General features: G+C 71.6%; 20 protein-coding genes. 4 read left to right on the top strand and 16 right to left on the bottom strand.

Annotation, left to right across the window (positions count from 1 at the left end; translation table 11 throughout):
- Positions 1–29 precede the first annotated feature (29 nt).
- A complete protein-coding gene (locus KV097_RS02970; RefSeq protein ID WP_220341867.1) occupies positions 30–302 on the top strand; it encodes an AlpA family transcriptional regulator in 273 nt (90 codons plus the stop codon).
- Here KV097_RS02970 and KV097_RS02965 read toward each other — a convergent pair.
- Complete coding sequence (locus tag KV097_RS02965) at positions 286–795, bottom strand: hypothetical protein (protein WP_220341868.1); 510 nt, start codon at positions 793–795, stop codon at positions 286–288. The two genes, KV097_RS02970 and KV097_RS02965, sit on opposite strands and share 17 nt — an antisense overlap.
- 98 nt (positions 796–893) lie before the next feature.
- On the opposite strand from KV097_RS02965, the gene KV097_RS02960 reads away from it, so the two are divergent.
- Positions 894–1736: a LysM domain-containing protein gene (locus KV097_RS02960; protein WP_220365035.1), complete on the top strand. Its 843-nt coding sequence runs from the start codon at positions 894–896 to the stop codon at positions 1734–1736.
- The gene (locus tag KV097_RS02955) at positions 1733–2350 is read left to right on the top strand and encodes an Rv3235 family protein (RefSeq protein WP_220365034.1); all 618 of its coding nucleotides are present in this window, start codon (positions 1733–1735) and stop codon (positions 2348–2350) included. The genes KV097_RS02960 and KV097_RS02955 overlap by 4 nt, the downstream gene beginning before the upstream one ends.
- Positions 2351–2595: 245 nt before the next feature.
- On the opposite strand, the gene secA is transcribed toward KV097_RS02955, so the two are convergent.
- The 13 genes from secA to KV097_RS02890 all read right to left on the bottom strand — a co-directional run bounded on the left by secA (position 2596) and on the right by KV097_RS02890 (position 17697).
- Entirely contained in the window at positions 2596–5322 is a 2727-nt protein-coding gene (gene secA / locus KV097_RS02950; RefSeq protein ID WP_220365133.1) for a preprotein translocase subunit SecA, read from the bottom strand.
- A 142-nt stretch (positions 5323–5464) separates the two neighbouring features.
- Positions 5465–6709 (bottom strand): DNA glycosylase AlkZ-like family protein, encoded by a 1245-nt coding sequence (locus KV097_RS02945; RefSeq protein ID WP_308289314.1) that lies wholly within the window; start codon positions 6707–6709, stop codon positions 5465–5467.
- Positions 6706–7380, bottom strand: a complete 675-nt coding sequence (locus KV097_RS02940; protein WP_220341871.1) for a response regulator transcription factor — start codon at positions 7378–7380, stop codon at positions 6706–6708. The genes KV097_RS02945 and KV097_RS02940 overlap by 4 nt, the downstream gene beginning before the upstream one ends.
- 26 nt (positions 7381–7406) lie before the next feature.
- Positions 7407–8060, bottom strand: coding sequence for a ribosome hibernation-promoting factor, HPF/YfiA family (gene hpf / locus KV097_RS02935; protein ID WP_220341872.1), 654 nt, complete (start codon positions 8058–8060; stop codon positions 7407–7409).
- Positions 8061–8186: 126 nt separating this feature from the next.
- Positions 8187–8927 carry a ComF family protein gene (locus KV097_RS02930; RefSeq protein ID WP_220365033.1) on the bottom strand — a complete coding sequence of 247 codons (741 nt, stop codon included), beginning with the start codon at positions 8925–8927 and terminating at the stop codon, positions 8187–8189.
- A gap of 114 nt (positions 8928–9041) precedes the next feature.
- Positions 9042–10823 (bottom strand): LpqB family beta-propeller domain-containing protein, encoded by a 1782-nt coding sequence (locus KV097_RS02925; RefSeq protein WP_220365032.1) that lies wholly within the window; start codon positions 10821–10823, stop codon positions 9042–9044.
- Positions 10820–12466: an MtrAB system histidine kinase MtrB gene (gene mtrB, locus KV097_RS02920; protein ID WP_220365031.1), complete on the bottom strand. Its 1647-nt coding sequence runs from the start codon at positions 12464–12466 to the stop codon at positions 10820–10822. The genes KV097_RS02925 and mtrB overlap by 4 nt, the downstream gene beginning before the upstream one ends.
- A gap of 5 nt (positions 12467–12471) precedes the next feature.
- On the bottom strand, positions 12472–13182 hold the full coding sequence (mtrA, locus tag KV097_RS02915) for an MtrAB system response regulator MtrA (RefSeq protein ID WP_308289328.1): 711 nt from the start codon (positions 13180–13182) through the stop codon (positions 12472–12474).
- A gap of 52 nt (positions 13183–13234) precedes the next feature.
- Positions 13235–14665 (bottom strand): adenosylhomocysteinase, encoded by a 1431-nt coding sequence (gene ahcY, locus KV097_RS02910; protein ID WP_220341876.1) that lies wholly within the window; start codon positions 14663–14665, stop codon positions 13235–13237.
- 93 nt (positions 14666–14758) lie between these two features.
- A complete protein-coding gene (locus tag KV097_RS02905; protein WP_220365030.1) occupies positions 14759–15769 on the bottom strand; it encodes an SIS domain-containing protein in 1011 nt (336 codons plus the stop codon).
- Between the two features lie 19 nt (positions 15770–15788).
- Complete coding sequence (locus tag KV097_RS02900) at positions 15789–15962, bottom strand: Trm112 family protein (protein WP_220341878.1); 174 nt, start codon at positions 15960–15962, stop codon at positions 15789–15791.
- On the bottom strand, positions 15959–17350 hold the full coding sequence (locus KV097_RS02895) for a phosphomannomutase/phosphoglucomutase (RefSeq protein WP_220365029.1): 1392 nt from the start codon (positions 17348–17350) through the stop codon (positions 15959–15961). Before KV097_RS02895 ends, KV097_RS02900 begins: the two co-directional genes overlap by 4 nt.
- 2 nt (positions 17351–17352) lie before the next feature.
- Positions 17353–17697, bottom strand: coding sequence for a DUF3499 domain-containing protein (locus KV097_RS02890; RefSeq protein ID WP_220341880.1), 345 nt, complete (start codon positions 17695–17697; stop codon positions 17353–17355).
- A gap of 118 nt (positions 17698–17815) precedes the next feature.
- On the opposite strand from KV097_RS02890, the gene KV097_RS02885 reads away from it, so the two are divergent.
- Positions 17816–18274, top strand: coding sequence for a metallopeptidase family protein (locus KV097_RS02885; protein WP_220365028.1), 459 nt, complete (start codon positions 17816–17818; stop codon positions 18272–18274).
- Between the two features lie 4 nt (positions 18275–18278).
- Here the strand turns inward: KV097_RS02885 and KV097_RS02880 are convergent, their stop codons facing one another.
- Entirely contained in the window at positions 18279–19793 is a 1515-nt protein-coding gene (locus tag KV097_RS02880) for a DUF5719 family protein (protein ID WP_220365027.1), read from the bottom strand.
- Positions 19790–22600, bottom strand: coding sequence for a glycosyltransferase family 2 protein (locus KV097_RS02875; protein ID WP_220341883.1), 2811 nt, complete (start codon positions 22598–22600; stop codon positions 19790–19792). The genes KV097_RS02880 and KV097_RS02875 overlap by 4 nt, the downstream gene beginning before the upstream one ends.
- Positions 22601–22656 lie beyond the last annotated feature (56 nt).

Genomic DNA, 22656 nt, shown 5'->3' with positions numbered 1-22656 from the left:
CGGGGCGGTGCTGCTGGCAGAATCGACGCATGCCTCTCGGATCCGAGTCACCCCGGTTCCTGCGGCTGTCGGACGTGGCCGAGGTGCTCAACGTCTCCGAGCGGCAGGTCTACGCGCTGGTCCGGCGCGGAGACCTGGCCGCGATCCGCGTCGGCGGCCGAGGGGTGTGGCGGGTCGAGGCCGACGTGCTCGAGCGCTACATCGCCGACCAGTACGCCGCCGCGCGAGACCACATCGCCGCGCACCCGTTCGTGGAGGGCGACGAGTCGCGCGACGGTGAGGACGTCAGCGCGGACACCTGACCGCCGCGACCGCCGTGTACGGCACCAGCTCGCCGCCGATCTCCGCGTAGTCGCTGCCCGCTCGTGTCGGGGTGCCTCGCACGGTGCTGCCGTCGACCAGCACCACGACGACGACGTCGCGGTCGCGGACGAACGTCGCCCACGCCTGCCGCCAGGTCGTACGCCGCTGCACCTCCCCGCGCGCGGTCAGGGGCGCTCCCGTCCCCGCCGTCACGCTGAGCACAGCATCCATCGAGACCACCCAGTCGGTCGTGACGTCGTGGTGCAGGAGCACCCAGTCCGCGGTCGCCATCGCGAGCTCACCTCGAACCAGACCGACCGCCGTGACGCTGAGCACGATCTCGCGCCCGAGACACCGGTCTGCCCAGGAGACGGCGGCCGACCGCTCCACGGCGAGGTCCTCGATCTGCCGGTCGCGCTCCGCCTGACTCTCGCCGTCGGCCTGCAGGGCCAGGTCGGTCTCGAGCGCGTCGAACCGTTCGTCCCACCGCATGTGCCGCACTCTAGCGCCCGACGAACCTGTGGACGAACGGTTGACCGTGTGCTTAGACATACGCAAACGTAGGCAAACGTCATCAAGAGGAGGTGCCGATGAAGACCCGACCGTTTGCTGGACTGACCGCCCTCCTGCCCGCGACGGCCGTCGTGCTCCTGATCGGACGGGTCCCGGCGGCCTGCACCCAGCTGGCATCCGCGACAGCGCCGTACCCTCCTCGCCTGGAGACCCTGCTCGGCGCCGTCGCCGTGCTGCTGGCGGTCGCCGCGACAGCCTGGCTCACGTTCCTCAGCGGGGTCGCGCTGATCTGTCGCGTCATCCGAAGGCCGGTTCCGCGGAGGCTGCTGGCCTGGTCACCGCCGTCCTGGCGGCCGGTCGTCGCGGCGGTGGCGGCGACGGTGGTGCTGGTGGCCCCGCCTGCCTCCGCCGCAACCACGACCCCGGGGTCACCCGGAGCATCCGGTGCCTCGTCTGCCTCGGGCGCTGCTGTCCGGCCACCCACTTCGGCGTTCCAGGGGCTGCCGTTGCCCGACCGACCCGGGCGCCTCGCGGCGCCGCGACCTGCGTGGCCACAGGGTGAACCGCCACAGGGTGCACCGACCATCCGCAGGGCATCCGAGGGCGCTCCCCCTCCCGCTCGTGGCATCGACTCGCCCTCGACCTCCGTGCGATCGACCGCGGAGCCCTCGGGTCGCCGCGTCCGTGCCGGCGAGACGTTGTGGAGCATCGCCGCCGACGAGCTTCGCTCCGCCGGAGACGTCGCCGGTCCGCGACGGATCGACCGGTCGTGGCGCCGCTGGTACGCCGCGAACCGATCGCTCATCGGCGCCGACCCGGACGCACTACGGGTCGGGCTCGTTCTTCGGCGACCAGGTCGCGCCCCCGCACCCGACACCCCCTCCTCACCCGCCGCACTCGACGAAGGAGAACCCCGATGACCACCGACACCACTCACACACGCGACGCCAACGCGACGAGCCTGCACACCGTCCCACCAGCGACCCACCGCGGGAGCCGACGCGCCCGTCGACGCACCGTCACCGAGGACGGCACCGCCAACCAGAAGGGTGTCCAGGAGACACGCGTGCGTGAGCGGGCCGTCCAGTGGTCCCTGCCGCTGGTCGAGGGCTCGCTGGCGCTCTCGGCCGAGCCGCCCGCCTCCCCGGTTGCCGAGACTCGGCCACGCCTCAGTCTCGTGCCGGCTCCCGACCGCGAGCTCGAGCAGCGCGCGGGCCGGTTCGTCCAGGCGGTGCTCGAGGTCACGGCCGGCACGCGGTCTCTCCAGCAGCTGACGCGGGTCGTCCGTCCGGACGTGTACGAGGAGATGCAGCACCGGCTCACCGTCCTCAGCCGCGTCCGGGGCCGTGACCCCCGCGTGCCGTCGGCGGCACGCGTGGCGAGCGTCCGCGTCTACAAGCCACGCGACGACGTCGCCGAGGTCACCGCCCGCGTCGTGAGAGACGGGCGCTCACGCGCCGTGGCGGCACGACTGGAGCACGACACCGACCGTCGTGATCCGACGTGGGTCTGCACGGCACTGTGCTGGGTGTGAGGAGTGAGGCAGAGGTGGTCGGCGAGGAACGAGCCGCCCGCCGCAGCCGAGCCCCGCAGCACCCGGCACGAAAGGCACTGGGCTGGGTGTGAGGCGCTGGGTGTGAGGAGTGAGGCACAGGTGGTCGGCGAGGAACGAGCCGCCCGCCACAGCCGACCTCCGCGCCGACCTCCGCACCGACGACGAAGGACTCGGCATCGCGACCACCTCGTGGCTGCGATGTCGAGTCCTTCGTCGTGGTGCGGTCAGCGGTTGCGCTTGCGCGACTTCCGCTGCGCCTTGGCCTTCTGGCGCGCCCTGTTCTTGGCGTTGTTCTGGCGGACCCTCTCGTTCTCGCTCGGCGCCAACGGGTCGTCGTCCTCCTCGTCGCGGGTCTCGACCTCGACGCCACTGCCACCGGCCACGTCGTCGGGTCCGCTGTAGGTGAGCTGCTGCGGGACGTTGTCCTCGAGGCCCTTGGCGGACACCTCGACGTCGCCGTCCTGCTCCGGCTCGACCTGGACGTCGACGTTGAAGAGGAAGCCGACCGACTCCTCCTTGATCGCGTCCATCATCACCGTGAAGAACTCGTGGCCCTCGCGCTGGTACTCGACGAGGGGATCGCGCTGGCTGTAGGCGCGCAGTCCGATGCCCTCGCGCAGGTAGTCCATCTCGTAGAGGTGCTCGCGCCACTTGCGATCCACCACCGAGAGGACCACACGACGCTCGAGCTCGCGCGTGACCTCCGAGCCGAGCTCCTTCTCGCGGGCCTCGTACGCCGTCCGTGCGTCGGTCGTGATCGACTCGACGAGGATGTCGCGGGTCAGACCCGAGCGGCCACCGTGCTCGTCCTCGAGGCCGGCGATGGTCACCGAGATCGGGAACAGCGTCTTGAGCGCCGTCCACAGCGCCTCGAGGTCCCACTCGTCGGGGAAGCCCTGCGTCGCGCCGTTGACGTAGCCGGCGATGGTGTCCGTGATCATCTCGCGGACCCAGTCGCTGAGGTCCGCGCCCTCGAGCACGCGACGACGCTCGGCGTAGATGACCTCACGCTGACGGTTCATCACGTCGTCGTACTTGAGGATGTTCTTGCGTGTCTCGAAGTTCTGGCCCTCGACCTGCGACTGTGCCGACGCGATGGCGTTGGTGACGCGCTTGTTCTCGATCGGGACGTCGTCGGGGACCTTCATCGTGGTGAGGATGAAGTCGACCCAGTCGGCCTTGAACAGACGCATCAGGTCGTCCTGGAGCGACAGGTAGAAGCGGGTCGACCCCGGGTCTCCCTGCCGACCCGAACGACCGCGCAGCTGATTGTCGATGCGCCGGGACTCGTGCCGCTCGGTGCCGATGACCGCCAGACCGCCGAGCGAGACGACCTCGTCGTGGTCCTCCTGGACCTGCTTCTCGACCTCGGCCAGGGTGTCGGGCCAGGCCGCCTCGTACTCCTCGGGCGTCTCGACCGGGTCGAGGCCCTTGGCCCGCAGCGCCTGGTCGGCGAGGAACTCCACCGAACCGCCGAGCATGATGTCGGTGCCTCGACCGGCCATGTTGGTCGCGACCGTGACCGCACCCTTGTGACCGGCGACCGCGACGACCGACGCCTCACGCTCGTGCTGCTTGGCGTTGAGGACCTTGTGCGCGATGCCGCGCTTCTTGAGCATCGAGGACAGCCGCTCGGACTTCTCGACGCTCGTCGTGCCGACGAGGATCGGCTGACCGATCTCGTGGCGCTCGGCGATGTCGTCGACGACCGCGTCGAACTTGGCGTCCTCGGTGCGGTAGACCAGGTCACGCTCGTCGACACGGGCGATCGGCTTGTTGGTCGGGATCGGGACGACACCGAGCTTGTAGATCTTGTCGAACTCAGACGCCTCGGTCATCGCCGTGCCGGTCATGCCGGAGAGCTTCTCGTAGAGGCGGAAGTAGTTCTGCAGGGTGATCGTCGCGAGGGTCTGGTATTCCTCGCGGATCCTCACGTTCTCCTTGGCCTCGATCGCCTGGTGGAGTCCCTCGTTGTAGCGACGACCCTCCAGGATGCGACCGGTGTGCTCGTCGACGATGAGCACCTCGCCGTCCATCACGACGTAGTCCTTGTCGCGCTTGAACAGCTCCTTGGCCTTGATCGCGTTGTTGAGGAACGAGATCAGCGGCGTGTTGACGGCGTCGTACAGGTTGTCGATGCCGAGGTAGTCCTCGACCTTGGTGATCGACGGCTCGAGCACGGAGACCGTGCGCTTCTTCTCGTCGACCTCGTAGTCGACGTCACGCTCCATCGGGGCGACGATCGACGAGAACTCGCCGTACCACTTGACCTCGTCCTGGGTGGGACCGGAGATGATCAGCGGGGTCCGCGCCTCGTCGATGAGGATCGAGTCGACCTCGTCGACGATCGCGAAGCTGTGCCCGCGCTGGACGCACTCGTCGATCGAGTCGGCCATGTTGTCGCGGAGGTAGTCGAAGCCCAGCTCGTTGTTGGTCGCGTAGGTGATGTCGGCCGCATACGCGACGCGCCGCTGCGCCGGCGTCATCGACGGCAGGATCACGTCGGTGGTCAGACCGAGGAAGTTGTAGACGCGACCCATCCACTCGGCGTGGTACTTCGCGAGGTAGTCGTTGACCGTGACGACGTGCACGCCCTTGCCCGACAGCGCGTTGAGATAGCTGGGAAGGGTGGCGACGAGGGTCTTGCCCTCACCGGTCTTCATCTCCGCGATGTTGCCCAGGTGAAGGGCGGCGCCGCCCATGATCTGGACGTCGAAGTGACGCTGGCCGAGGACGCGGCTCGCGGCCTCGCGCACGGTCGCGAACGCCTCAGGCATGAGGTCGTCGAGAGACTCCCCGCCGGCCAGGCGCTCCTTGAACTCGTCGGTCATCGCACGGAGCTCGTCGTCGCTCATCGCGACGAAGTCGTCCTCGAGGGCGTTGACCTGCTTGACGATGGCCTGCAGCTGGCGAAGGATCTTGCCCTCGCCCATGCGCAGGATCTTGTCGATCACCTTGGGCACGGAATCGCACTCCTGAGAACTTGCTCGCCGAGCCGTCGACGGGGGCCCGGACAGAGCGGCCACCGACAGCAGAACCTCGACCATCCTAGGCGACAGGAGGCGCCAACCGTAACCGTGTCGGAGATCGCCGTCACACCGCGGCAGGTTCGACGCCGCCGCTGCCGGGCACCGCCCGGTCGACGACCCCTGCCAGGACCCCGGCCAGATCCCCCTTCGGCTCCACCTCGACCGTGTCGAGACCGAGCCAGCCCGCCGCCGACCACAGCTGCTCGGCCAGCGCTGCCGCCACCCGGTCACGCGGCGCGCCGGGCTCAGCCCAGGCCGATCGGACGAGCAGACGTCCCGTGGCCCGGTCCGCCTTGAGGTCGACCCGGGCGACGATCGCGTCGTCGAGGAGGAACGGCAGGACGTAGTAGCCGTGCACCCGCTTGTGCGCGGGCACGTAGATCTCGATCCGGTAGCGGAACCCGAAGAGGTCCTCCGTGCGGGCACGCTCCCAGACCAGCGGGTCGAACGGGCTCAGCAGAGCAGCGGCACGAATCGAGCGGGGCGTGGTCGCGGCGGTGTGCCGGTACGCCGGTCGCCGCCAGCCCTGGACCGTGACCGGCTCCAGCGTGCCCTCCTCGACGAGCTCGTGGACCGCCGTGCGGGTCTCGGCCACACCCATCCGGTAGTAGTCGCGCAGGCTCGCCTCCGTCGCCACCCCCGACGATGCGGCCGCTCTGCGCAACAGTGCGCGGGCCGCCTCGGCGGGATCGGGCTCAGGCAGGTCCAGGACCGCCCGCGGAAGGACCCGCTCGGGCAGGTCGTAGACCCGCTCGAAGGCGGTGTTGCGTCGAGCGACCGTCAGTTCGCCGGCCAGGAAGAGGTATTCGAGGGCGTACTTGGTCTCCGACCAGTTCCACCCCCAGTTGTCCCGGCTCCGCTGGGTGGCCGGGTCGAGGTCGCGCGCCGTGACGGCACCGCGGGTCCCGACCTCCCGCAGCAGGTCGTCCGCGATCTCCGGCCGGCCCTTGTCTCCACCCCAGGCGTGGCCGCGGTCGCGATAGCGGCGCATCCGGTGCTGCATCGTCGGCCAGAGCTCGACCGGCATGTACGCCGCGACGTGCGCCCAGTACTCGACGAGGCGGCGTGGACGCTTCTCCGCCGCGCGATGCAGGAGCGTGGTGTCGTACGGACCGAGCCGGCTGAAGAGGGGCAGGTAGTGGGCGCGCTGAAGCACGTTGACCGAGTCGATCTGGAGAACTCCGGTCCGCACGAGCGCGCGGTCGAGCGTCCGCATCGTCACTCGGTTGTGCGGCCGGTCGGTGAACCCCTGCGCAGCCAGGACCGTACGGCGAGCGGTCGCCGCCGACATCTCCTCCGGCCGGCTCACGGCGGATCGAGCAGGCGCTCCCGGACCGCGTAGGTCGCCGCCTCGACGCGCGACCTGAGCTGGAGCTTCTCGAGGATGTTGCGGACGTGGTTCTTGACGGTGTTCTCGCTGATGAAGAGCGCGCGACCGATCTCGCGGTTGTTGTGTCCGAGCGCGACGAGGCGCAGGACCTCGAGCTCGCGGTCGCTCAGCCTGGTGCCTCGCGGCTCCGGCTCGCCGCGCGTCGCCAGCTGCCGGAACTCCTCCAGCAGGCGGGTCGCGACCTGCGGACTGATGAGCGACTGACCGGAGGCGACCCGCCGGACGGCATCACTGACCTGGTCGACCGAGGAGTCCTTGAGCAGGTAGCCCGACGCACCGTTGCGGATGGAGCCGAGCAGGTCGCTCTCCTCGTCGCTGGCCGTGAGCATCACGATGCGGGCCGACGGGGCCGCCTCTTTGATCGCGGCGGCCGCCTCGGGCCCGTTCATCCCGGGCATCCGGACGTCCAGCAGGACCACGTCCGGTGGGCTCGCGGTCGCCTGAGCGACGGCGGAGGGCCCGTCCTGGGCCTCCTCCACCTCGAGCCCTGGGTCTGCCTCGAGAACCATCCGGAGACCGCGCCGGAACAGTTCTTGGTCGTCGACCAGGAGGACCCGGATCGACTCGACATGATCGGCTGCGGAGCTCATCGCAGCCGATCATGCCACGAGCCAGGTCAGCTCACCGCGGTGTCCAGCGTGTCGGCGTCGGTCTCGGGGTCGATGTGGATCACGCCGTAGTCGTAGCCGTGGCGCCGGTAGACGACGCTCGGCTGACCGGAGTCCTTCTCCACGAACAGGTAGAAGTCGTGGCCGACCATCTCCATCTCGTAGAGAGCCTGGTCGAGAGTCATGGGGCTCGCACGGTGCGTCTTCTCGCGGACGACGAGCGGGCCCTCTCCGCGGACCTCGACGGGACCGGCGTAGCGGACGGCGTCGATCGGCTCCTCCTCGTCGGCCGGCGAGTCCTGCGCGGTTGTCGAGGCGAACTCGGCGACGGACATCGGGGTCCGGCTGCCACGGTGGACGCGCTTGCGGTCCTGGGCCTTCCTCACCTGGGCCTCGAGCTTGTCGACAGCCTTGTCGAGTGCCGCGAGAGGCTCGTCGGCGCAGGCCTCGGCGCGGATGGCCGGCCCACGGCTGCGCAGCGTGATCTCGACCCGCTCGCAGCGCCCGCTCTGGCGAGGGTTGTATTCCTTGGTCAGCTCGACGTCGACGCGCTGAATCTTCTTGCGCTGGTCGTACTTCTCGATGCGAGGTATCTTCTCGTCGACGTAGTCACGAAAACGCTGGGTGATCTCACAGTTTCGACCCTTCACGACAACTTCCACGAGGCCTCCTCGGGTCAGCGTCGGCCACCGCTGACGGTGCCGACGCGGGGCGGGGGTGGTTCACATATCTCGACCGTAGACCGCCGCGTCGCATTTCTCCACCGAAGCGGCGAACGCGGTCACGGGTCACCCTAGGGGACGTTGCGAAGGACGACGAAGACGGCGCGTAGCCGCCAGGGTCGCCACTGCGACGGGCCGTGACCCGGCCGCCGTGAGCGCGCGGACCGCCTCGCCGACACTGGCCCCCGTCGTCACCACGTCGTCGGTGACGACCACCGCCGCCCCACCCGCCACCGGCCGTCGTACGCGGTAGGCACCGGCCAGATTCGCCGCGCGCTCGGCCGCGCCGAGCCCTGCCTGGTCGGCGATCCTGCCGACCCGCAGGACCGGATCGGCGCGGGCGCGGACCCCCTGTCGCCTCAAGGCCGACGCGGTCGCACGGGCGAGCTGCGCTCCCGCGTCGAACCCACGTGCGCGCACCGCCTGACGCCGCGACGGCACCGGGACCAGGACGACCGACCAGGTCTGGCGCCTCCCGAGTGCGAACCCGCGCTCCTCGGCGACCCCGAGCGCGAGGAGGACCGCCACCGCCAGGAGGGCCCCCAACGGACGTGCGAGAGCCGTCCGCGGCTCTTCCTTGTAGGCGTGCAGCAGCTCGACGACGACGCCCTCGTAGGCGGTGAGCGACACCGGGACCACCAAGGAGGGCCGCAGCAGTGCGAGCGGGACGGGGTCGGGCGCACGGATGCCGGGTCGGCCACCGACCGCTCGACGGCACCGCTCGCAGAGCACCAGGCCGGGCAGACCACATCCGGCACACCTCACTCCGAGCACCAGGTCGGCCGCCGCCCTCAGGAGTTCGCGCACGTCCTCAGGGTGCTGGCCGGCGGCCGGCCGGGCCGCGACCCTCGGACGTCCTGGGGACGATCGAGCAACGTGCGGGCCTGGGGACGACCGAGCGCCGCGAGCGGCACGAAGGGCTCAGCCGGCGAAGCCTGCCGAACCCACCGGGTCGCTCCCGGGCTGCTGCCACCGGCCGTCGTTGTTCTGCGTCCACAGCATGCCTCGCGCGTCGAGCACGTAGAGCGGCGCCGAGACCAGGCCCGGCGCGAGGACCTGACGGGCACCGTCCTGCGGCAGCAGACCGACGCGGACCGCTCCGGTAGCCGCACTCGAGGAGTCGATCGCGACGAGGGTCACCTGTGGCGCCCGCTGGGCAGCGCGTGCGAGGAGCGCCAGGGACGTGCTCGAGCGCCAGGCAGCCGAGATCGGGACACCGGACTCAGCCGGAACAGGGATCTCTCTGACGTCGACCAGGGCCACCACCGTCTCGGACTCGGGCTCGTAGCGGACCGCACCGACGTACACCCCGTCACGCCCGGCGACGCGCGCCGTCGCGACGAATCGTGCGCCGTCCGGCGACAGCTCGAACCCGGTCACCCGGCCCCCGACCAACGGCCCGAGACCAACGATGCGAGCGCGCTCGCCGGGCCGTCCCACGGTCAAGGTGGACCCGCGCCGCGTCCGGTCGAGGGTCCACAGCCGACCGGCGGCGTCCCAGCTCGGCCGCAGCAGGTCGGAGCCCTGACGGACGACGACGGGTTTCGGCTCACCGGTCAACGGCGAGACCCGGACCACCTTCCGCCCGTCGGTCACGAGGGCGATGCGGTCGCGGTCGACAGAGACGCGGAAGTCGTCGGACTCCACCGGGTCGCTCCCCCACACTCCCCCGAACGGACTCGTGCGGGTCCGGTCGACGACGCGGAGCCGGCCGTCGACCATCGCGAACAGCTCCGTCGACCGGTCCGCCGCTGGGTCGTACTCGGTCCAGGCATCCACCGCCTGGCGTCGTGGCGTACCCGGCAGTGCCACGGCCCGCTCACCGACGACGATCTCGACGGCTGTGACCGCGGGGATCTGCCGCAGGCTCCAGACGAGCTGGGCCGAGAGACGCTCGCGGTCCTTGAGCGGGACCTCGGCGGGCGAGCCGTCGAACCGGATGACGGCGACGCCCGCGTCGTCGATCTCGACCTGGCGTGCCAGCACCCAGCTCTCGGGCAGGAACGAACGCGCCTGGCCGCCTACGGCACCCCGAGGCCCCTTGAGGACCGAGGAGACGAGATACGTCGGGAGGTTCTCGTCGTCGGGCAGGTGCACCGGCTCCGCCACGAGCTGGCTCCCCGAGGCGTCGAAGAAGTAGCTGTTGAACGAGTCGTAGTAGTCCTCGAAGAAGTCCTGCTTGATCATCGCGCCCTGCGGAGGATCGGCGATCCGCCACTGGTCCTCTTCCTTCACCAGCGTGAGATCCAGGTGCTGCTCGCGCGACGTCGGCACGGTGAACCGCCCCTGGTCGGAGAGGACCGCCTCGCGCACGAGGTCGACGCCCACGCTCTCGCCGCCGGTGCGGGTCTCCGGCAGCGACACCGACGTCTGCGAGTACACCGTCACGGAGTCTCGGGGACGCCAGTCGTCCGACGCCCCCTCGGTGAGGAACCGGCGGGCGATGTCGTAGCGCACCGGCGAAGCCATCATCGCCTGGAGGAAGCTGTTGACGACGTCATTGGGAGTTGCGCCGTCGACCGGCCCCGCGGGACGGAAGCGGGCGGGGGATGCCTGCTCGGGTCGACCGTCCTCGACCGAGCGGACGGCCCCGCTGTCCGGGATCGAGACGCATCCGCTCAGGACGGTCGCGAGCGCGACGAGCGCCACGAACATACGGCCGGCCGCGCGCCGCGACGGCTGCTGTTCTGTCGAGATCTTCATCGGACACCTCCCGTCCGGCGACGCGTGTCAGGACCGCTGGTGGTCGGCACGAGTGGCAGCGGGGACCGTTGCGGGTCGTCGCCCGCCTGCTTCGGCAGCGTGAGCCGGAACTGCGCCCCGAGCCCCGGCTCGCCCCACGCCTGCAGCCAACCCCCGTGGAGGACGGCGTCCTCCAGAGCGATCGCGAGCCCGAGGCCGGTCCCTCCGCGGCTGCGCTCGCGGGCCGGGTCGGCGCGCCAGAACCGGTTGAACACCAGCTGCGACTGGCCGGGCTCCAGCCCGACGCCGTAGTCGCGCACGGCGATCGCCGCGCTGGTGGGGCCGTGGGCGACGATCAGCTCCACGCGGTCCGAGCCCGAGTAGTGGATCGCGTTCGCGACGAGGTTGCGGACGATCCGTTCGATACGCCGCACGTCGGCCTCGACCACGGCTGGACCGTCGCGGTTGACGACGCTCAGCTCGACACCGTGCCGCTCGGCGAGCGGGCCGTAGTGGACGCACACTCCCTCGACGAGCTCCACCAGATCGACCGCGTCGACCTCGAGCCGCGCGGCGCCCGCGTCGAAGCGGCTGATCTCCAGCAGATCCGCGAGCAGGGACTCGAAGCGGTCGAGCTCGGCCTGGAGCAGCTCGGCGGAGCGCTGGGACGCGGGATCGTAGTGCTCGCGGTTGTCGTAGAGGAGGTCCGCAGCCATCCGGACGGTCGCGACGGGCGTACGGAGCTCGTGCGAGACGTCGGAGACAAAACGGTGCTGCAACCGCGACAGCTCCTCCAGCTGCCGGATCTGCCGTTGGAGGCTCTCAGCCATCCGGTTGAACGAGAACGACAGGCGGGCGATGTCGTCCTCGCCACGCACCACCATCCGCTCCTCGAGCCGGCCGTCGGCCAGCCGCTCGGCGATCCGGCGCGCCAGCCGCACAGGCGTGACGACCTGCCGCGTCACCAGCCACGCGACCCCGGAGGACAGCAGGACCAGCGCCAGCCCTGCGTACAGCAGCGAGTTGCGCACCAGCGCCAGCGTCCGAGCCTGGTCTGCCATCGGGAAGGCGTAGTACAACGCGTAGGACTGGGTGCCGTCGGGCATCCGGAGCACGTCACCCACGAGGATGGCCGCCGACTCCTCGTCGCTGCCGTCGACCTGCATGCGGCTGAAGGTGTACGCGACACCGTCACCGGCCGCGACCGAGCGCGCCAGGTCGTCGGGGATGCTCTGCGACGCGATGCCCGACGACGAGACGACGGCGGCGTCGGCGTTGCCCGTCCCGTCGAGCGGACCCTCGAGCAGGACCTGGTAGGACGGCGGCGAGCCCGACCGCGACGCCAGGTCGGTGACGAGGGTGCGCAGCACGTCGGTCTCGGCCGAGGCGTCGGAGATCGCGCTCACGTCGAGCGTCTGCTGGGCGGCGCTGAACCCGGCGCGGGCCTCCGAGAGCGCGACGTTGCGCCGCGCCTCGACCATGCCGTCGGCGACACCTTGGAGCATGAGCCAGCCGACGCCGCCGATGACCAGCGCGCTGATCACCATCGTCGTGATGACGACCCGGGCCTGGATGGACCGTCGCCAGAGCGACACCGCGGGCAACAACGCGTTGCGCACCCGCAGCAGCCCTCGACGCAGCCACCTCGGCGCCCGTCGCGCCATGGCCGTCAGGAGCTCCCGGCCTTGTAGCCGACCCCGCGGACCGTGACGACGACCGTCGGGTTGTCGGGATCGGGCTCGACCTTCGAGCGCAGTCGTTGGACGTGCACGTTGACGAGCCTGGTGTCGGCCGCGTGCCGGTAGCCCCACACCCGCTCCAGGAGCACCTCACGGGTGAAGACCTGCCGCGGGCTGCGTGCCAGGCAGACCAGCAGGTCGAACTCCAGCGGGGTGAGCGACAGCTCCTGGGAACCCCGACGGACCACGTGACCGCGGACGTCGATCTCCAGGTCACCGACGGCAAGAACCTCGGGGTCGGGCTGGTGGTGGACCCGGGTCCGCGCGCGGACCCGGGCGACGAGCTCCTTGGGCTTGAACGGCTTCACCACGTAGTCGTCGGCACCCGATTCGAGCCCGAGGACGACGTCGACGGTGTCGCTCTTGGCGGTGAGCATGACGATCGGCACACCAGACTCGGCCCGGATCACCTTGGCGACGTCGATGCCGTTCATGCCCGGCAGCATGACGTCGAGCAGCACCAGGTCCGGCTGGTAGCTGTGGAACACCTCGATGGCGGCGGTGCCCGTGGAGGCCACCGCCGTGTCGAAGCCCTCCGCGCGCAGGACGATCGTCAACATCTCCGCCAACGCACGGTCGTCGTCGACCACGAGGATCTTGCCGCCGTACCGGGCAGGGGCCGGTTGGTCGTCATTGACCACCGGCTCCCTGACAGCGCCGTTGCCGTCCACGTGTGTCTCCTCCGCCGAAGGCTCAGTAGCGATAGTGGTCGGACTTGTAGGGTCCGCTCACCGGGACGCCGAGATAGCTCGCCTGGTCCTCGCTGAGCTCGGTGAGCTCCACGCCCAGCGCATCGAGGTGCAGACGCGCGACCTCCTCGTCGAGGTGCTTCGGCAGCGTGTAGACACCCACCGGGTACTCCTCGTTCTTGGTGAAGAGCTCGATCTGCGCCAGCACCTGGTTGGTGAACGAGTTGGACATGACGAACGACGGGTGGCCCGTCGCGTTGCCGAGGTTGAGCAGGCGCCCCTCGCTCAGCACGATCACGGTGCTGCCGCTCGGCACCGTCCACAGGTCGACCTGCGGCTTGACGTTCTTGTGCTTCACCCCGGGCGTCGCCGCCAGCCCGGCCATGTCGATCTCGTTGTCGAAGTGGCCGATGTTGCCGAGGATCGCCTGGTGCTTCATGCGACCGATCTGCTCGGCGGTCACGACGTCCTTGTTGCCGGTCGCGGTGATGACGATGTCGGCGTGCTCGATCACCGAGTCCAGGCGCGCGACCTGGTAGCCGTCCATCGCCGCCTGCAGCGCGCAGATGGGGTCGATCTCGGTCACGATGACGCGCGCACCCTGGCCACGCAGCGAGTCGGCGCAGCCCTTGCCGACGTCGCCGTAGCCGCAGACGACCGCGACCTTGCCGCCGATGAGCACGTCGGTCGCACGGTTGATGCCGTCGATGAGCGAGTGGCGGCAGCCGTACTTGTTGTCGAACTTCGACTTGGTGACCGAGTCGTTGACGTTGATCGCCGGGAAGAGGAGCGTGCCCTCCTTGAAGCGCTCGTACAGCCGCAGCACTCCCGTCGTCGTCTCCTCGGTGACGCCCTGGACGCTGTTGCCGATACGGGTCCAGCGCTGCGGGTCGGACTCCATGCTGCGACCGAGGACCCGAAGGACCTCCTTGAGCTCGGCGTTGTCGGTGGTGTCCGGGGACGGCACCTCGCCGGCCTTCTCGTACTCCACGCCGAGGTGCAGCAGGAGGGTCGCGTCGCCGCCGTCGTCGAGGATCATGTTGGGGGTCTCGTCACCGGGCCAGACGAGCATCTGCTCGGCGAGGTCCCAGTACTCGGCGAGGGTCTCGCCCTTCCAGGCGAACACCGGGACGCCCTGCGGGTCGTCGACCGTGCCGCTCCGACCGACGACGACCGCGGCAGCGGCCTCGTCCTGCGTCGAGAAGATGTTGCAGCTGGCCCAGCGCACGTCGGCGCCGAGATCGACGAGGGTCTCGATGAGGACGGCGGTCTGCACCGTCATGTGCAGCGACCCCGCGATGCGGGCCCCTGCGAGCGGCTTGCTGTCGCCGTAGCGCGCCCGCATCGCCATGAGGCCGGGCATCTCGTGCTCTGCAAGGGTGATCTCCGTGCGGCCGCGGTCGGCCAGGGTCAGATCAGCAACCGAAAAGTCCATTCCTCCATCGTAGCCAGGCTGGTGAAGCATCCGGGCCACCGTGTCGATGTGCCGGGTCACCGATCTCCGCAGGCTACGACGCCCCGCCGCCGCTCATCGTCCGAGACCGACCGCGAGGTACGCCGCCGCGTAGCCGCCGATTGCCACCAGCGAGGCATACCGCGCCACCTCCCCGCCCCCGACCGACGCCACCTCGTCGTGCCGCACCCCTTGGCTCTGCGCCGCACCCAGGACGCGGCCCCGGTCGACCCGCACCGTCGGCGCGTCGACCTGGTCGTCGAGCAGCACGAGGTACGGGGAGGCGCCTTCGACCGGGTCCTCGAAGGGGTCGGCGAACACGTCCCGGCGCGGGCTGGCCTGCAGCACCGCGACCAGGTCGTCGGCCTCCGCCGCGAGAGCCGGGCGCGCGGAGACCCGACGCAGCCCCTCCGCCCACCGGCGCGCGGCCCGTGCCGCGAGGACGCTGCCGCCCCACACCAGCGGGACCGTGTCACCGAGCCCTGACGCGAGCTGCTTGGCCCGGTTGGAACCGAGGTCGTGGAACGGCGAGCATTCGACCGCCACCGTGTCGAGCGCCGCTGCCACCTCGTCGGCGTCGACGGCCGGGGCGAGCCCGAGCGCAGCGAGGGCCTGGAGAGCCACGACCGACGACGTCAGCCCGTCGGAGGTCGCGGTCGGCAGCAGGGTCGTCCAGCGAGAGGCGCCGACCTCGGCGAGCGGAGAGGTCGCCGCGGTGACGAGCAGCATCGGGCACCCCCGGCGTACGGCCTCGGCGGCCGTCGAGTGGGCCGCCTGACCGTCGGGAGCACCCAGCGCGACGACCAGGTCGAGGTTGCCTGCCCATCCGGGCAGGCCGGGCCCGGGCCAGGCGACGAACGGCACGGGGCACACGGGCTCGAGCACGGCGCGCAGCAGGCGGGCGGCCGGGCCTGCGGCGACGACCGCCCGAGGACGCTGGTCGTCGTCGTGCGCGAGCGACGCGACGACCTCCGCCGCGGTGTGGGTGTCCATCCTGACCCGCGCGCCGGACTGGGCCAGCTCACGCAGGACCGGGTCGGCGCGCGTCAGGGCGCCTTCGTCGTCCAGCAGCGCGTCGTCGAACACGGCTCGTCCGATGCCTGTGTCAGTCGGCCAGGCTGCGGGCCTCGCCGACGAGCATCACCGGGATGTCGTCGCGGACCGGATAGGCGAGCCGGCACAGGTGGCAGACCAGCTCGTCGCGGTCCACGTCCACGGCGAGCGTGGCGCGGCACTGGGGGCAGACGAGGATGTCGAGCAGCGCGGGGTCGAGGTTCATGGGGTCTCCTCCTGGTGGATGAGCGTGAGGACGTTGTCACGGACGCGGGCCAGCGTCGCCTCGTCGTCGGCCTCGACGTTGAGCCGCAGCAGCGGCTCGGTCTGCGAGCTGCGGAGGTTGAACCACCAGGTGTCCGCGGTGACGGTGAGGCCGTCGAGGCGGTCCTGGTCGTACTCGGCGTACGCCGCCGCCACGCGGGCCGTCACGGCCGCGGCATCGGCGACGCGATTGTTGATCTCTCCCGAGGACGGGTAGCGCTCGTACTGCGCGACGACGTCGGACAACGGGCACCCGGCAGCGTTCATCGCCGCCATCACGTGCAGCGCGGCGAGCATGCCGGAGTCGGCGAGGGAGAAGTCGCGGAAGTAGTAGTGCCCGGAGTGCTCGCCGCCGAAGACGGCGCCGGTGCGCGCCATCTCCGCCTTGATCAAGGAGTGACCCACCGGGGTACGGACAGGGGTGCCGCCGCTCTCGAGGATCACCTCCCGCACCGCTCGCGAGGTGATGACGTTGTGGAGGACCGTCTCGCCGGGGTGAGTCGCGAGCTCGCGGGCGGCGATCAACGCGGTCACCGCCGACGGGGACACCAGCTCGCCGCGCTCGTCGACGACGAAGCAGCGGTCGGCATCGCCGTCGAAGGCCAGACCCACATCGGCACCCTGCTCGCGCACCGCCCGCTGGAGGTCGACCAGGTTGGCCGGGTCGAGCGGGTCGGCGGGGTGGTTGGGGAAGGTGCCGTCCAGGTCCATGTAGAGGCCGTGGAGCTCGACGTCGAGGCGCGCGAAGACGGCGGGGACGATGAGTCCGCCCATCCCGTTGGCGGCGTCGACGACGACCTTGAGCGGCCGCGGCCCGGCGGGCACCGAGACCAGCTCGGTGACCCGCAGCGCGTAGGCGGTCAGGGCATCGCGCGCCACGACCGAACCCCGCGCCACGACGGGGTCGACGCCCTTGACGGCGCGCTCGGCGATGGCGGACAGGCCGGTGTCGCGACCGATCGGCCGAGCGCCGGCGCGGCAGAGCTTGAGCCCGTTGTCGCCGCTCGGGTTGTGGCTGGCGGTGACCATGATCCCCGGCAGCTCCCACGCCCCGGACGCGTAGTAGAGCATGTCGGTGGACGCGAGCCCGATCGCGACCACGTCGGCACCGGTGCTCGTGACGCCTTCGGCGAGGGCGTCTGCCAGCTCGGGCGAGGTGACGCGCATGTCGTGGCCGATGACGACCGAGCCTGCAGCCCCGTCGTCCCCGGGGGCGGCGCCGGTCTCGACGGCGAAGGCAGCGCCGAGCGCCCTCGCCACGTCGGCGTCGAGCACCTCCGGAGACGCGCCGCGCACGTCGTACGACTTCACGAGGACAGAGAGGCGCGCGGCAAGAGTGTCAGGGGTCATCATCAGTCCTGTGGTCCCAGGACGCGGAGGTGCCCGCGTCGTGTCGTTTCGGTGGGGCCGGCGACCGGCGGCGGCGCCTGGGCCGCCTCGCGCACGGCGTCGGCGAGCGCCTCGAGGTCGTCCGGTGAGGGCGCCTGGACGGCGAGGTCGATCTCGAGCCTGAGAACCTCCCAGCCCTTGGGCGCCGACAGGCGCTCGGCGTGGTTCTCGCACAGGTCGTAGCTGTGCGGCTCGGCGTAGACGGCCAACGGACCCAGCACGGCGGTCTTGTCGGCGTACACGTACGTCAGCGTCGCCACGGCGGGTCGCACGCACGCGGGGCGGGTGCATCGACGCAGGGGGCTCACCCCGCGAGGGTAGCGTGCCGCATCCGCCGTCCAGGACGCGGCGCACCGCCGCGACGACTGTCCGGCACCGCACCGACGGCGTCCTTGCGCACCGTCGGCCCGCGGGATAGAAGGAGGGATGAGGAGCGCTCGTTCGCATCCGCGGGTCCCTCCGCTGGTGGAGCCCCGCGGCGGGAGCCGGCGGGACCGCCGCGGCCGGGGGTTCCGCGGACCGGTGGCGCTGCCCGGCCCGCTCTCGCCCGAGGGTGTCCCAGGTGCGTGGGACCGCCGGGCACAGTTCGACACCGCCGTCCTCGGAGCGATCGCCCGCCTGCGGACCCGGCACTCGTCGGCGCTCGAGCAGGTCGACGTCGCGGTCGAGGACGTCCCGGTGCTGCCACGGCGGTGGCGCGAGGAGGTGCCGCTCGGAACGGTCGTCGCCGACCGCGGGCGGCCGCGTGTCGTCCTCTTCCGTCAGCCCGTCCAGCACCGGGCGACGTCGCGAGCAGAGCTCGACGACCTGGTGCTGAGCGTGCTCGTCGACCAGCTCGCGGCGTTCTGGCAGGTCGACCCCGACGAGGTCGACCCGCGCGCCTGACCGGTCAGGGCGCCCCGGCCCGCACGACAGGAGCCGCCTCACGAACCGGCGCGGCGCTCAACGGCGTGACGGCGAGCCCGCCGCCGGTGTACGAGGCGGCCGCCCGCACCGAGCCGCTCGTCGTCTCTATCGTCAGGTACGACACCTTGCCTGCGGCGACACCGACGCCGCCGGAGCCGAACGGGTCGAGCGACGTCGTCGTCCCTGCCGGCGCCTTGACGTCGGCCGTGCCGAGCTCGGAGCCGTCCTCCGCGTGAGCGGTCACCGTCAGCGCCGCAGGACGGTCGCCGTCGGCGCTCACCACGAGCGCGGAGCCGCCGGGTCGCAACGACGAGCCGATCTGGACGGGCATCGCCGCGGTCCCCTGCCACGGCACCGCGGCGACGGAGTAGGCGTGGTCCCGCCCGGAGCGGGTGCGGACCGACGCGGTGACGGGAACGTCCGAGGCGAGTCGCACCGCGTACGCCCGAGGGCTGATGTCGGCGGGAAGCGTCACCGAGGTCACCGACTGGGGAGCGGCGTCGACGGACTCCAGGCCCGAGGGGGTGAAGACGCCGTCGTTCGTCGCGATCGAGAGGCCCACGGTGGCCGTCCGGTCCGAGGGGTTGGCGATGAGCAGCGTCCGCGAGCCACGCTGCGCGGGCACTCCGGCCACGGTCTGGTCGGTCGCGGGAAGCGCCGATCCGGGAAGGAACTCGCTGCCCGGAGAAGCACCCGCCGCGATGTCGACCGCGCCGACGGCCACCGCTCCCCGGCGGACGACCGCGCGGACGGCGAGCTCGGAGTCGTCCGAGGTGAGCTGGGTGAGCCGGAGCACCCGAGCGCTGCCGGCGTCGACCACGATCCCGCGGGTGCCGACCCCCTCGATCGGTCCACCGTCGCCGTACAGGGTCAGGTCCACGACGCCCCGCGAGCTCGACGTGTTCGTCAGCACGAGCGCGGTGCTGCGCTGAGGCGTGCTCCCGGCACCGACGAACCAGCGCTCGGGCGCCGGGCGCGGACAGGCCGCCACCGCGAGACCCCCGCCGTCGGCGAGCGTCGCTCGGGAGGCCGAGTACGCGACGGTGCCGGGCGCCTGGGCGCCCGCGGCGTCGACGAGGACGGCACGGGTCCCACGTCCGGCGGACGCCGTCGCCCACGTCCCGCGCGGCGCATCGGCGAGGCCGGCGACAGGATCGCCCCCGGGGAGCCGGACGACCGTGCGTGATCCACCGTCGCGCTTCTCACCCGGGAGGGAGGCGACCGCGACGGTGGTCGACGAGGCGGTACGGGACTGGAGGAAGGCCGGGCACCCGTACGTGAGCGCGCTGACACGCTGCTCCGACGGCGGCTCGGGGGACTCCCCCGACGACGCGGTACGGATCTCCCCGACGACCAGCAGCAGCGCCGCGACGACGATCGCCCCGATCACCAGCCGTCCCGACTGTGCACCGAGGGCGAGTGCCGCCGAGGTGGTCTCGACGACCTGGTCCTTGACGCGGCGGCCGCCGGCCTTGCGCTTGGACTTCCGCGGGCTCATCGCACCTCCCTCGTTCGTCCGGGCGCCGCCGCGATGACGACGACGACGAGAAGACCCAGCTGGACCCACGCGATCAGCGGACGGGTGGCGGAGTCCGGGAGGGCCCGCGGCTCCCCCGTCGTCGTGAAGGTCCAGACCCGTGAGCCCTCGGGCCCTCCGGAGGGCTCGAGCCCTGGTGCGACCTCGAGTGCGTCGACGAGGTCGGGATCGGCCGGCGCGGGGACGTAGATCGCCTCGATGCCGTACGCGCCGAGCCGCTCGAGCACACCGGTCGACGGGTTGGACAAGAGCTGTCGCACGTCGGCGTCGAGGGGACCGAAGGCCTCCGGTCCCGGCAGCACCGCCTCGTCACCGAGCCGCATCCCGTCGCCGGAGTAGACCTGCTGGGTCACGCCTTCCTCGCGCGACCCGCTCAGGACGAGCGTGGAGGCGCCGTCCTTCGCCCGGGACGCCAGATACGCGGGGACCTGGTCGACCGCACCGCGTTCGAGGGGGTCGTCGACGCCGCGTACCACCCACCACCCGGTCGCGAGGAGCGGTCCGGCGATCGCGAGCGCGGTGCCGACCGCGAGGACCCGCCGGCGCAACGGCCGGCCGGACCAGCGGTCGCTCAGCCCGTCGGCCGCCATGCCCGCTGCGGCGGCGAGGGCGGCGACCCACAGCGTCGCGGGGACACCGACCCAGGCCGGGCCGGTCGAGATGCCGTCGGTGAAGCGCGACCCGGCCCCCAGGCTCGCCCACGCCAGCCCCCACAGGCCCGCGGCCCACGCGACGAGGACGGGACCGCGACGCTCGCTACGAAGAAGGGCGAGGAGGCCGAGGACGACCAGCGCGCCCGTTGCGTAGGTTGCGGCGCCGGGACCGCCGGCGTGCCCGAGCGCGAGCTGCCACGTCGGAGGGTCGAGCGGACCCACGTGGGCGTCGGCCCGTCCCGCCTCCCACCACCAGGCGCCGGGGTCGAGGGCTCGTCGCCACATCCACGAGCCGAGCAGGAGCCACGGCAGGACGAGCGCGGTGCTGATGCTCGGCCACCCACGGCGACGCAGGAGCAGCGCACCGGCGAGCAGCAGCGGCACGGCGGTCAGCAGGTAGGCCAGCGGCGCGAAGGCGGTCGCCAGCGTGAGCCACAGGCCGAGCCGGAGCCCGTCGGTGACCTTGGGGCGGGTCATCAGCAGGTAGGCCGAGTTCACGATCGCCGGCACGGCGGCCAGGGCGACCACCGTCCCGATGCGGCCCTGGGCGACCGCGCCGGACGTCGCGACGAGCACGCCGTACGTCACTCCCCACCACAACCGCACGCCCGGTGAGACGAACAGCCTCCGGGCGAGGCGGTGCGCGGTGAGCGCGGCGAGGACCGCGCCGGCGAGGACGACGATCGAGACCGCGAGGTCGGCGTTGCCTCCGAGCAGGGTGCCGAGGAGGGCGAGGGGGACCAGGTAGCCCGGAGCCGGCACGTCGCTGCCGATGCTGACGTCGTGGGAGCCGGAGACGAAGAACGACCACCAGTCGCCGGTGCCGTCCGGTGCGGGCAGCAGCGCGCCGCCGGCCAGCAGTCCAGGGCCGATCACCGACCGTGCCGCGACCAGCGAGACGAGGAGGAGGAGCAGGACCGTTGCGGCCCACGGGTGGCGCGACAGGAAGGACCCGCTGACGGGCAGCGCGTCGTCCTCGTCCTCCGGGCGGGCCTCGACCGCTGCGCGACGCCCCGTCATCTCGGGCGCGGGCCCGACCAGCGTGTTGACCAGCTCGCCCACGGCGTCGAGACCGTGGCGGTACGGCATCAGCGGTGGCGGCAGCAGCGTCTCGCGCACGGTCTTCTCGTCGACCCGCGCGGCGGCGTTGCGCCGGCGGCGCGCCGAGATCATCGTGGTCGGACGCGTGTAGACCGTCAGGACTCCGAGGATCTCGTCGACGGCCTCGCGCGGAGCCTTGGCGACGAGGAGCGCGAGCGCCCGCAAGAAGGTGCCGAGGAGCAGCCGCACCGACTGCCACCAGAAACCGGCTCGGCTGGCGTTGGCCAGCAACGTGTAGGTCGCCGCCCGTCTCGCATCGCGCCGTGGGCGCCGGGAGAGAGAGCCTCGGCGTACGCCGGTCGCGCTCGCCTCCACATGGAAGAAGACCGACTTCGGGACCACGCGGACGCGGTAGCCGCGCCGCGCGGCACGCCAGCCGAGGTCGACGTCGTCGAAGTAGAGGGGGAGCTTCGGGTCGAACCCGCCGAGGTCGTCGAGGACGCGGCGGCGGACGAGCATGCCGGCCGTGCTGACCGCGAGGACGTCGCGTGGGCGGTCGTGCTGGCCCTGGTCCGGCTCACCGCGCTCGAGTCCGGTCTCGCGTGACCCGGTGCCGGTGATCGACACACCGACCTCGAGCAGGCGCTTGAGCGACGGCCACTCGCGGAGCTTCGGCCCGACGATGCCGATGCGCTCGGACTGGGTCGCCTGGTCGAGCAGGTGGGCGAGAGCATCCGGGCCGGGCGACGAGTCGTCGTGGAGCAGCCACACCCACTCGGTCGGCTGGGCGCCGTCGAGGGCGACACGGACGGCGTCACCGAAGCCGGTGCCGGCCGGGGCGGTCCTGATCGATGCGGGGTGCAGGTAACGGGCGAGAATCTCGCGCGTCTCGTCCGTGGAGGCCACGTCGACCGCGACGACCGCGGTCGGGAGGTGGGACAGGGACGCCAGCGAGTCGAGAACCTGAGGGAGCCACCGCGCGCCGTTGCGGCACACGATGACGGCGGTGACGCTGGGGGGCGAGGCGGTCCAGTCACGGGAGGGAACCAAGCCCTCTTCGACGCCTTCGATCATAGGTGGGCGAGTCTAGCCATGACGCCAGAGCGCTCACCGGGCCGGTCCAGCCCTGG

The sequence above is a fragment of the Mumia sp. zg.B17 genome (genome assembly GCF_019550915.1).
Lineage (GTDB): Bacteria > Actinomycetota > Actinomycetes > Propionibacteriales > Nocardioidaceae > Mumia.
The sequence above is the reverse complement of the archived record's forward strand: the minus strand, read 5'-3'. Positions and strand labels throughout refer to the sequence as shown.

Coding starts and splice junctions, on each gene's coding strand:
- KV097_RS02880 (WP_220365027.1), bottom strand. CDS start 19,793: ATGAGCCCGCGGAAGTCCAAGCGCAAGGCCGGCGGCCGCCGCGTCAAG.
- KV097_RS02895 (WP_220365029.1), bottom strand. CDS start 17,350: ATGACCCCTGACACTCTTGCCGCGCGCCTCTCTGTCCTCGTGAAGTCG.
- ahcY (WP_220341876.1), bottom strand. CDS start 14,665: ATGGACTTTTCGGTTGCTGATCTGACCCTGGCCGACCGCGGCCGCACG.
- KV097_RS02925 (WP_220365032.1), bottom strand. CDS start 10,823: ATGAAGATCTCGACAGAACAGCAGCCGTCGCGGCGCGCGGCCGGCCGT.
- KV097_RS02940 (WP_220341871.1), bottom strand. CDS start 7,380: ATGAGCTCCGCAGCCGATCATGTCGAGTCGATCCGGGTCCTCCTGGTC.
- KV097_RS02900 (WP_220341878.1), bottom strand. CDS start 15,962: ATGAACCTCGACCCCGCGCTGCTCGACATCCTCGTCTGCCCCCAGTGC.
- KV097_RS02955 (WP_220365034.1), top strand. CDS start 1,733: ATGACCACCGACACCACTCACACACGCGACGCCAACGCGACGAGCCTG.
- KV097_RS02960 (WP_220365035.1), top strand. CDS start 894: ATGAAGACCCGACCGTTTGCTGGACTGACCGCCCTCCTGCCCGCGACG.
- mtrB (WP_220365031.1), bottom strand. CDS start 12,466: ATGGCGCGACGGGCGCCGAGGTGGCTGCGTCGAGGGCTGCTGCGGGTG.
- KV097_RS02970 (WP_220341867.1), top strand. CDS start 30: ATGCCTCTCGGATCCGAGTCACCCCGGTTCCTGCGGCTGTCGGACGTG.
- KV097_RS02875 (WP_220341883.1), bottom strand. CDS start 22,600: ATGATCGAAGGCGTCGAAGAGGGCTTGGTTCCCTCCCGTGACTGGACC.
- KV097_RS02965 (WP_220341868.1), bottom strand. CDS start 795: ATGCGGTGGGACGAACGGTTCGACGCGCTCGAGACCGACCTGGCCCTG.
- KV097_RS02885 (WP_220365028.1), top strand. CDS start 17,816: ATGAGGAGCGCTCGTTCGCATCCGCGGGTCCCTCCGCTGGTGGAGCCC.